At 69.7% G+C, this 10358-nt stretch carries 8 protein-coding genes and 2 pseudogenes; 1 reads left to right on the forward strand and 9 read right to left on the reverse strand.

The annotated features are described in order from the left end of the window. Nucleotides 1–41: 41 nt before the first annotated feature. A pseudogene (locus E1202_RS32285) lies at nucleotides 42–107 on the forward strand (hypothetical protein); the annotation flags it as partial. Nucleotides 108–1064: 957 nt separating this feature from the next. Here the strand turns inward: E1202_RS32285 and E1202_RS33105 are convergent. From E1202_RS33105 to eccD, 9 genes and pseudogenes are all read right to left on the reverse strand, one after another. Next, nucleotides 1065–1439, reverse strand: a pseudogene (locus E1202_RS33105) (WXG100 family type VII secretion target); the annotation flags it as partial. A gap of 71 nt (nucleotides 1440–1510) precedes the next feature. Further along, nucleotides 1511–1843: a hypothetical protein gene (locus E1202_RS22120; protein ID WP_132685062.1), complete on the reverse strand. Its 333-nt coding sequence runs from the start codon at nucleotides 1841–1843 to the stop codon at nucleotides 1511–1513. Further along, complete coding sequence (locus E1202_RS22125; protein WP_132685063.1) at nucleotides 1833–2270, reverse strand: YbaB/EbfC family nucleoid-associated protein; 438 nt, start codon at nucleotides 2268–2270, stop codon at nucleotides 1833–1835. Before E1202_RS22125 ends, E1202_RS22120 begins: the two co-directional genes overlap by 11 nt. Nucleotides 2271–2392: 122 nt before the next feature. Further along, nucleotides 2393–5341: a hypothetical protein gene (locus E1202_RS22130; RefSeq protein ID WP_132685064.1), complete on the reverse strand. Its 2949-nt coding sequence runs from the start codon at nucleotides 5339–5341 to the stop codon at nucleotides 2393–2395. A gap of 81 nt (nucleotides 5342–5422) precedes the next feature. Then, the gene (locus tag E1202_RS22135; RefSeq protein ID WP_132685065.1) at nucleotides 5423–5806 is read right to left on the reverse strand and encodes a hypothetical protein; all 384 of its coding nucleotides are present in this window, start codon (nucleotides 5804–5806) and stop codon (nucleotides 5423–5425) included. A 277-nt stretch (nucleotides 5807–6083) separates the two neighbouring features. After that, complete coding sequence (locus E1202_RS22140) at nucleotides 6084–6371, reverse strand: WXG100 family type VII secretion target (RefSeq protein ID WP_132622914.1); 288 nt, start codon at nucleotides 6369–6371, stop codon at nucleotides 6084–6086. A 250-nt stretch (nucleotides 6372–6621) separates the two neighbouring features. Beyond that, on the reverse strand, nucleotides 6622–6933 hold the full coding sequence (locus E1202_RS22145; protein WP_132622916.1) for a hypothetical protein: 312 nt from the start codon (nucleotides 6931–6933) through the stop codon (nucleotides 6622–6624). A gap of 68 nt (nucleotides 6934–7001) precedes the next feature. After that, nucleotides 7002–8426, reverse strand: a complete 1425-nt coding sequence (gene eccB / locus E1202_RS22150) for a type VII secretion protein EccB (protein ID WP_132685066.1) — start codon at nucleotides 8424–8426, stop codon at nucleotides 7002–7004. Nucleotides 8427–8699: 273 nt separating this feature from the next. Then, complete coding sequence (gene eccD, locus E1202_RS22155; protein WP_132685067.1) at nucleotides 8700–10121, reverse strand: type VII secretion integral membrane protein EccD; 1422 nt, start codon at nucleotides 10119–10121, stop codon at nucleotides 8700–8702. Between the last annotated feature and the right edge of the window lie 237 nt (nucleotides 10122–10358).

The raw sequence follows: 10358 nt of genomic DNA on the forward strand, positions 1-10358 counted from the left end.
GCACAAACCTGCCCCGAGTCGGTGGGTTCAACCGCGCGGTCGTGCTGGACACGATCCGCCGCCACGGCGAGATCAGCCGCGGGGAACTCGCCCAGCGCACGGGGCTGACGGCGCAGACCATGTCCGACATCGTGCGAGCCCTGATGGACGGCGGGCTCGTCACCGGGAACGGCGACGCCCCCTCCCCCGGCGACTCCGCCGTCGGAGGAGGTGCTCTGGGCGTCGTTGTCGATGCCGGAGGTGTCGAGGTCGCCGTCGCCGCCCAGCAGCGGCGAGGTGTCGGAGTTCGAGCCGTCGCCCTCGCGCTGCGCGGCGAGGAACGGGTTCTCACCGCTGCCCGGGGTGAGGTTGCCGTAGATGCCGGCGCCGATGACGCTGCCCAGGTTCTCCGAGAGACCGGCGGACATGCCCGCGGTGAACGAGTACGGGTTGGCCTGGAAGCCCTTGCCCGTCATCGCGCTGTAGAGGCCCTCGGTGAAGAACTCGTGCAGACCCTCCTCGACCGCGTCGGCGAGGCCGCGACCGAACTTCTCGGCCCACATGCCCTTGAGGCTCATGCCCGCGTAGTTGCCGGGGGTGGCGGCACCGAGGTCGCGGGCGATGTGGGTGTTCATGTGGTCGGAGACCTGGGTGGCGAACTTGGCCAGCGACGGCGCCTTCGGGAAGTCGTCGGCGAAGTTCTTGGCAGCGGCTTCCGCGGCGGCCTTGAGGACGTCGTTGTCGATCTGGTCGCCGACGCCCTTGACCAGGCCCTTGGCCAGCATGTTGCCCATCGCGCCGCCGAGCGCGGCGAAGGGCAGGGCCAGCGCGCCGCCGAGGGCACCGACGGCCGCGGCCTGCTTGGTGGAGTCCTCGTCCCAGTCGTCGCGGGTGCCCTTGGCCATCTGGATGCCCTGGGCGGCGGCGTCGATGGCGACCTGGAAGGCGATGCCGAAGACCTGCGCCTGGACGACGCGCATCAGCAGCCGTCCCCAGATGTTCTTCAGCAGGAAGCTGACGATGGCGTAGCGGCCGGCGAGCCAGGCCATGCTGGCGCCAAAGGTGGGGCCGGCCATCGCGATGGCCCAGGCGATCTCGGCGAGCAGCTCGATCAGCGACAGCAGGCTGACGAGCTTGACGTACTCGGTCTGCACCGAGAGCTGCTTGAGGAATCCGGCGATCTGCTCGTACCCGGTGGCCGCGGTCTCGATGTAGCCGTTGCTCTCGACGTACGGCGCCATGCGGTCGGCGAAGCGCATCGCCGCCTTGCCGTAGAACTCCGAGCGGATGAGCTTGATGGCCTGGGCGAGTTCTGGCGTGAGTTCGCTTCGCAGCCGTGCGGAGGTGTTGCGCCACGATTCCGACAGCTTCCGAAGTTGATCTTCATTGATCTGCGGCCACTTCTCACCGGTCAAGACCATGAAGAGGTTTCCGACCTCTTCCGGAACCATGATCGCCATAGTCAGCCCCCACGCCGTCGTCCGTGCGCGAACGGGCTCGGCGTGACCGGTCGATCACGCCGAGCTCGCCCTCACGCCTTCCTGCCGCCCCGGCTCACCTCGCTGTTCGCGGTCTCGTTCATGTCGTCGAAGGTCTTGCCGACGTCGACGACCTTCTCGCCGTCGGTGCCGATGGTGATGCCGAGCATGCGGAGGAATTCGAGCCCGTCCTTCTCACCGGGCTCGTACTTCGTCCGCAGGGTCTGGGCGATGTCGTCGTCGCCCTCGATGGCGAAGGCGTTGCAGTCGTGGGCGAGGTCGGCGTAGATGGAGTTGGCGGTCTCGGCGATGCGGGTCAGGTCGACGCCGCCCTTCTTGAGCGCCTCGATGTCGGCTGCGACGAGGTCGCTGTCCTCACTTGCCACGATCGGCCCCCTCCCCCTCGTCGGCGGCGTCGGACATGCCGTCGGCCTCGCGCACCGCCTCGTCGAACATCTTGTCCAGGTCGAACTCGCCGTTGACCATCTCGGTCAGCGCCGAACCGAAACCCGCGGGTGCCATCGCGCTGTAGGTGGCGATGGACTTCTGGCTCGCCTCGTCCTGGGCCTGCCGAACCAGCTCGACGATCTTGTTGGCCAGTTCGGCGGGCGCCATCGTGCGGTAGCGGGTACCGGAGAACTTCAGGCCGGTGAGCCGTTGCCGGTGGTCCACCGTCGCGGATATCGAACGGTCCTTGCTGGAGACCGTCGTGGTCTCCTTCTCTGCCCGCTCCTGCGCCTCGCGGATGCGCTCCTGCTGCTTCCGGAGGTCGGCCAGCGCGTTTTCCATCTGGTTGAACAGGGGAGATGACATCGCTGGTCACTCCCTCCTTCCCGGTACCTGCCTGCCGCGGAGTTCTCACACACCCCGCGGCAGCCGCTGATTCAGGTGCAGGACTCACGCACCGCTGAGCAAGTCCGCCTCCCCACTCGTTCTCAGCCCTGCCCGGACGTCGTCGCCTGGGCGGTCTGCTCCTGCTCCGCGGGCGCGGGCTGCGTCTGCGGCTGGCGCGGCGGACGGACGGGACCGGCGGCGACCTGCTCGTCGACGTCGAAGTCCGCTTCGTCGGGCAGCCCGATGACGCCCATGCCCGCGTCGGCGTTGGTGCCCCAGACGTCTTCGTCCTCGGACAGCCAGGTCTGCCGTTCGCGTTCGTTCTTGTCGCCCTGCTGGCCGCCCATTCCGCCCATCATCGGCGGCATGAACGGCATTCCGCCCATTCCCTGCTGGGTGGAGGGGCCGTTGAGCTGGCTCATGCCCGGCGGCAGCGCCGAGGACTGCGATCCGCCGAGGCCGGAGCCCGCACCGGAACCCATGCCGAAGCCGGTCGTGCCGCCACCTGCTCCTCCGCGCTGCTGCTCGGAACCGCTGCCCGAGCCGCCGAGACCGTCGGCCGAACCGTCCGGCGAGCCGAAGCCGTCGGAGACGCTGTCGAAGCCGTAGCCCTCGGCCGGGTCGGACACGCCGTCGAAGCCGCCGGAGCCGAGACCGCCTGCGCCATCGCCGAACCCACCTGCTCCGCCGTTGGCGACGTCGCCGAGGCCCGCACCCGCGCCGGACCCGAGGCCGCCGGGGTCGAAACCTCCCAGGCCGCCGTTGGCGGGGTCGCCCGGACCGGCACCGGCGTCGGACCCGAGGCCGCCAGGGTCGAAACCGCCCTGGCCGCCGGGCAGATCGCCGAATCCTCCGGCACCACCGTTGGCCGGGTCGCCCAAGCCCTGACCCGTGCCGAGACCACCATCAGCGGCACCAGGCAGATCACCGAAACCACCGGCACCACCATTGGCCGGATCACCCAGCCCCTGACCCGCGCCCAGACCCGGATCAGCGCCACCGGGCAGACCCGTGTCACCGAAACCACCGGCACCACCGTTGGCCAGATCACCCAGACCCGCACCAGCACCATCGTTGGCACCGGCACCGAAACCACCAGCACCGCCATTGGCCGGATCACCCAGCCCCTGACCCGCGCCCAGACCCGGATCAGCGCCACCGGGCAGACCCGTGTCACCGAAACCACCGGCACCACCGTTGGCCAGATCACCGATGCCTTCACCGGTGCCCGGGATCGGGTTGCCGTTGGAGTCCAGGGGAACACCGGCCATGCCACCGGGACGGTCCTGGTCCTGCTGACCGGGAACGTCGCCGAAGCCTCCGGCACCACCGTTGGCGGGGTTGAAGGAGCTCTCGGTCAGGCCGCTGTCGACCAGACCGGGCTGCTGGGTGCCGTCGCCGAGGCCACCGGTACCGCCGTTGGCGGGGTCGTTCTGACCGAAGTCGCCGAAGCCGCCCGCGCCGCCGTTCGCCGGGTCGCCGTTGGGGTTGGTGCCGGGCTTGGTGCCCGCGCCGGCGCCACCGGCCAGGCCGAGACCGCCGGGGCCGACCATCGGCGGGGGTGCACCGCCGTTCGCGCCGTTGTCGCCGGTTCCCAGACCGGAGTCGCCGCCGCCGAGGCCACCGGCACCACCGTTGGCGAGGTCACCACCACCGGGGCCACCGAGGCCGTCTCCGGTGCCGATTCCGCCGATGCCGCCGTTGGCCGGGTCGCCGCCACCGGGACCGCCGAGACCGTCACCACCGCCGAGACCACCGGCACCACCGTTGGCGAGATCGCCACCACCGGGACCACCGAGACCGTCACCACCGCCGAGACCACCGGCACCACCGTTGGCCGGATCACCGCCGCCGAGTCCGTCACCGCCACCAGGTGGCGGGACGTTGGTGTTCCCGTCGGGCGGGGGCACGTTGGTGTTCCCGTCGGGCGGCGGGACGTTGGTGTTGCCGTCGGGCGGGGGCGGGAAGTTCGTGTTGCCATCCGGCGGCGGCACGTTCGTGTCTCCGTCGGGCGGCGGCGTGGTCGACGGGCTGCGCGGGGCGCTGGTCTCCGGCTCGGTGAGCTCCTTGATCGCCGACTGCGCGTACTTCAGCTCCTCCTCGAGGGGCTTGAGCGCCGCGGCCGCCGCGGTGTCGAGCGTCTTGAGCTCGGTGAGCGCGGCGTTGGTGATCTCCGTGTTCATCTTGTCCCACGGACCGGCGGTGACCAGGTTGCCTTCCTTGAAGCTGGCCAGCGAGGTGTTGATGTACTCCTGGGCTTCGGAGGTGCTCTTGCCGTCGAGCTGGTAGTTCGGCGCGCCCTTGACCAGGCCGACGCCGTTGGTCAGGAACTCGTAGAGCTGGTTCTCGTAGTCGACCCGCTTGTTGTTGGGCAGGTAGAGCGCCCGGGCGCGGAAGTCGTAGAAGGCTTGGGCGAGTCCGTTGACCGCCGCTTCGATCTTGTCGCCGAGGTTCTTCAGCGCCACCGAGACCGCGACTCCGCGGTCGAGGGTGAGCTGTTCGTGCAAGCCCTCCAGCTTGTCGGCGTTCTGGTCCATGCGCCCCTGGATGACCGAGGCGGCCTTGCCGCTGAACCCGGAGTCCTCTGAGTCCAGCGACTTGGCCCAGGTCCGGAAGTCCTTGCCGGTGGCTTCCAGCCACTTCTCGTACTTGCCGACGAGGTCCTGCGCCTGGCGCAGGGTCGGCAGGTCGAGGGTGCCGCTCTTGCCCGAGGACATCTCGGCGACGATGGTCCCGGCGTCGTTGATCGCCTTGGTCCACGCGTCGGCCGCCGCGGTGTTGCGGTTGACCCGGTAGTAGACCCGGTCGAACGCGGTGTAGGTGAGGTCTTCGGTGGGCGCGACCCGGTTGGTCAGGTCTTCCTTGAGCTTGTCCCCGGTGAAGTCGGCGTCCTTGCCGCCGGCACCACCGTCCCCGCCACCGGCGACCTCGAACCACTTGACGCCTTCGGCCATGGATTTCAGGTCCGGCCCTTTTCCGGTTAACGCGTTGAGGGCCTGGAAGAACGTCCAGTCACTGCTGGGGCCTGACAGGTCCGCGTTCTCGGGCATGGGCTTTCTCCTGCTCCAGGGCTGATGCCGTCAGATGAGGTCGATCAACGGGGGTCGTGGGCTAGCTGCTGAGAACCTGAATCAAGCGGCCGGTGTCTGCGTGCCGGAGATGTCCGGGTAGTCCTGGACGAACTCGGTCGCCGAATAGCTGGCGAGGTCGTCGGTGTCCTCGAAGACGCGCTTGGCGTCGTTGAGCGCCTCGGTGAACTTGCGCCAGTCCTTGCTGGTCTTCTCGTTCATCGTCTCGGTGGACTTGCCCAGCGCGCCCAGGGATTCGTTGAGCGACGCGATGGCCGGCCACTCCGGGTTGCCCGCGTGGACCCGCTCCCCCAGGTCGGCGGCGAGGCGGATTCCCGAGCTGGCGCCCAGGAACTGCTCGCGCAGCTCGTCCTCGTGGGTGTCGACGTTCTTGATCAGCTTCTCGTACTGACCGCTGTCGAACTTCGTCTTCGTCTCGTCAGCCACGAGACTCTCCTTTTCTCAGGGAGGGAAAGGGGAATCGGGTGCGGGCCGCTGCGCGTGGCGACCCGCACCCGAAACTTCAACCGATCATTGGCCTTTGGCGACGACAGTCGCTGCCTCAGGTGATGGACTCAGCTCGCACCGCCGCGGGTTCTCAGCGGTTCTCTGGGGAGGACAGCCGACACGCCGTGTTGGCATACGTCAGTCTCGGACCCCGGAGCCGGAGGGCCGCTGAGGTTCCGCCACCCGCACCGCCAAGCAGAGCGCCCATCAACCCGTCTTAGGCCATGATCTGGGCGCTGCGGTTGTCACCGTCCTGGAAGGCCTGGGCGGCGTTGTTCGAGGAGGTGTAGCCGCTGCTGAGGCGGGTGTTCATCTCGGTGTAGGCCTGGTTCCACTTCTGCTGCTTCTCGGCCCACAGCGGCGCGGCCTTGCCCTGGGTGGCCTCGCCCATGTTCTTCAGGAAGCCGTTGAGCTCGTCGAGGATGGTGCCCATCTGACGAACGGCCTGCTGCAGCCCCATGTTGACCTCTTCGTAGGCCCCGTGCTGCACGCTGAACTGCGTCATCTCAAACTCCGTTCTGGGTAAGTGGGTCGATCACGGGGTGTTCGGAGCACCGTCAGGCAAGCGGCGGAGCCGCTTTCCCTTTGCCCCGCCCTTGCAGCTCGCACCGCCGCGGGTTCTGACACGTCGTCTGGCGAGGACGCCGCGACGCCGTGTATTGGCATACATCAGGAGCGGCGCCCGGAGTACGGACGGCGTGTCAGGTTCCGCCACCCGCACCGCCACGCACAACGAGCTGCACCGAACACAAAAATCAGAGGCCGGCGCCGGAGGCGCTGTCCGCTGCCTGCTGGGCCGCCTGCAGCGAGGCGTTGCGGACGTCCATCACGCGCTGGTTGAGCTGGTTGAGCTCGTTCTCGATGCGCGAGAAGTCGCCGGCCCACACGCCGAACTTGTCGACCAGCATGCGACCGGAGTCGGACACGTTGGCCTGGCCCAGCGAGGACGCCTGCGCCTGGACCTGGTTGTTGAGCTGGCGCATCTGCGACAGCGACTGGTTGGTCGCTTCGATGATCTGTTGCAGCTGCGAGTCGTTGAGGCCGTACTGGGCGCCTGGTGCGGTCATCGGGTTCTCCTTGCAAATGTGCGGGATTCGACTTGCTTTACTGCGCGCCGTCCACGAGGGACGGCATGTCATGGTGCGGTGTGCGCACCACCACCTGCGGCTCGCTCCGGTGCGAGAACCGGTCCGGTCGGCAGCAGCGAGAGCAGGTGCGCTGGAACCGGAACCGCGTCGGTCAGCCGATAGCCGAGGGCTTCGGCCGCGCTCTGGCCGGGCACCGGGTACTTGGCGCCCGAGTCGGTGACCAGGTAGAGGCCGGCGCCTGGCACGCCGGGCGCGGGCAGGGTGCGGGCGAGCACGCCCGCGCCGGGTTGGACGTCGATGCGGTCGGCGGTGAACTCGTCGCGCTCGATGCCCGGTCCGTCGACGATCACGCCGACTTCGGGCCTTCCGCTGACCAATGTGGGCTTGGCGCCGCGCGGTCCGGGTTCGACCTGGGCGCAGGGCGCTCCGAGGTCGGAGGAGTCGGAGGTTCCAGCGGTCGGCAGCAGCGACGGCGGCTTGTCCGGCAGCTGCGACATCAGCGGCGAGGAGGGCGTCTGCCCGACCGAGGCCATCTCCGCGGGCGAGAGGACGCGCGGGCTCGGCTGCCCGCCACCGGCCGGGTCGCCCATCGCCAGCGCGGCCGTGGTGCCGTTGACCGGCATCAGTCCGCCGGTGGTCAGCATGTAGAGCGTTTGCGGGCGGCCGACGACGCTGACGGAGAAGATCTGCCCGATTCGGGTGGGCTGGCCGCCGAGAGACGGGCCGGGCTGTCCCGCTCCGGGGATCCGCAGCGGTCCGAGGTCCGGTCCGGCGGGCATGGCGTTGATGAACGCGTCTCGCACGGGCAGCGCGGTGGAGGCGTCGTAGCCCAGCACCGCGGCCACCCACGGCGCGCTGAGCTTCATCCGCTTGTCCTGCCACACGAGGTACTGGTCGCCGCTGCTGGAGCGCACCAGGACCGCCTCGTCCTGCCGCGCGGGTTCCACGTCGGACGTGTCGCCGACGTGCAGGGTGACGGTGGCGTGCGGTGCCCCGGCGGCGTCGCGGGTGGTGGTCGCGCAGACCAGCCACGCCTGGGCCGCGCTGCCCGCGCCGCCGGCCGGGATCCCGTCGGGGGCGCCGATGATGCCGATCGGAGTGCCGCGCGGGACATCGCTCAACGTCGAGCGGGACACCTCCGCGACCTCCTTCGCCCCGAGCAGCCGCGCCGACGCGTAGTTGAGCACCGGACGCAGCGTGCCGTCGGAGGCCAGCACGTACTGGCTCCCGGTCTCCTTCTCCACGATGAGCTTGCCGGGCTGGGACCAGTCGGTCGCTCCGCCGAAGCCGAGGACACCGGCCACGGCGAATCCGGCGACGATGAGCATCGACAGCATCAGGCCGATCACGTAGCCCAGCGGGGTACGCCGCAGCGGCGGGTCGGGCGCGTCGGGTTCGGCCTGCACCAGCGCGGAGACGACCCGCGCCGACATGAAGGAGTGCGCCTGGACCTGATCACTTCGCGAGTGCACGACGACCTCCCCGCAGCAGGGAGCGAGAGGTCCGCGCACATCCCGAATCCGCAGTGGCGATCAGAGGCTCACGAACCACATGAGACATCGCAACGGCGTAGCCGTTGCCCCACCCTCGCAGCCGGCACCGCCGCGGGTTCTCAGACGTCTTCTGGGGAGGACGGCCGAAGCGCCGTGCATTGGCCATGCACACGTCTCGGGTCCCGGAGCCAGAAGGCGTCTGAGGTTCCGCCACCCGCACCGCTGAGCGAGAAGACCACTGGAAACCCTTCTTCACGACCATGAGGCCCTCACCAGCGCGTAGAGGTTCAGGGCTGCGAAGGTCACGGGGATGATCGCGATGGCGAGGGTGGTGTGCGCCCAGTCGCCGGCTCGGCCCCAGTGCGGCAGCATCTTCCGGCCGGGCAGGCTGCGGGCTCCGGCGAGCAGGAGACCGGCGAGCAGGACCAGTCCGCCGATGATGAAGATCCGCCAGGCTCCGGGGATCAGCAGGCACATCGCGGAGATCACCGCTGCGAGGCCGAGGAAGCCGGGCACCATGACGGCGACGCGCTGGCGGGAGCTGACGAACTCGCGGGAGTGCAGCAGGAGCAGCAGCGAGGCGATCGCGGCCAGGGTCGGCGACGCCCATCCCGGGGTGAAGGCGAGGACGCCGAGGCAGCCGGCGATGACGACGCCGAGCCCGAAGCACAGCGCGGTGAGGTTGAAGTCGGCCGCGGCGGTGCGGTTCATCAGCTCGCGGCCGGGTTCCGGGTCGATGCCTTCCTGGAACTCCTCGGCGGAGGTCGGCAGCGGCGGCACCTTGAGCCCGGCCATCCAGGCCGCGATGCGCGGTACGCGGGTTCCGACCAGCAGCGTCACGGCGAGCACGACGGCGGCGGCACCGCCCGCGGAGAGCATGTCGAAGGTGTTGAGCAGACCGACGAGCGCGGTCAGGCCGGTCGCCAGCATCGCGGCGAGGTATCCGGCGCCGAATCCGCCGCCGACCAGGAAGCGGCCGAGCACGATGGCGCTGGTGCACACCGCCGCGGCGGTCAGGCAGGGCGCGACGAGCTGCGGGTTCATCGCGAGGACGGGTCGGCCGATCATCGGCAGCGCCCAACCGGCGGCGGCGCCGAACGCGGCGCTGCCGGTGAACAGCAGTTCCGCGGCGGCCCGGTCGCCGAGCGCCCGCGAGGCCAGGGTGGCCGCGCCGAGCAGCAGCAGCGCGACGCTGCCGGCGGTGATCGCCACCCACTGCCCCGCGCCGACGGTGGGCAGCAGGACGAGCCCGAGCGCCAGCGAGGCGCCGAGCAGCGCGAGGAACGCGCGGCGGGTGCTCTCCGGACGCCACAGATCGCGGCGCTGGTCGCGGATTCCGGTGGCCACGCCGTCGGCGAGGTCGTCGAAGTCGGCCGGCGGCAACTGGTCGTTGCGCGGCCTGAGGTAGAGGATGTCGCCGTCGTAGAGGCCCAAGGCGGCGGTGCCGAGATCCTCCTGCAGGGCGGGCTCACCGAGCCGCTGCAGGACCCAACCGTCATGTTCCAGACCCGCGTTGCCGAGCCCTCCCCCGAGGTGGTCGAGGAAGGTGGGCAGCAGGTCCGCGAGCGGAACGTGGGCGGGTACCGCGAGCTCGACCCGCGAGCTGGGGCCCTGAATCGTCAGTCGACACACCTCGCCCGCGGCGACCGCGGGCTGAGCCGTCGTTCCCGTCATACCCACCACACGGTCCCCGGTCTAGGAACAGTTCAACCAATTTGACGAACGTCGGTCTCCGGCAGCAGCCCGCCCACCTGCACCGGGCGGGTTGAGCACCGCCGATCGGCCGAACCGGAACCGCTCCGCCCGGTTCCGGACGATGGTCGGCATTTCGGTCGACCGGTTTTCCGCTGCGACTTTGACCCGTTTGGAGTCCTGCAACCGTGTAGGGGATGAGGGGTAGCAGGGAAAGGA

It is taken from the genome of Saccharopolyspora karakumensis (assembly GCF_004349225.1).
GTDB classification, from domain to species: Bacteria; Actinomycetota; Actinomycetes; order Mycobacteriales; family Pseudonocardiaceae; genus Saccharopolyspora; species Saccharopolyspora endophytica.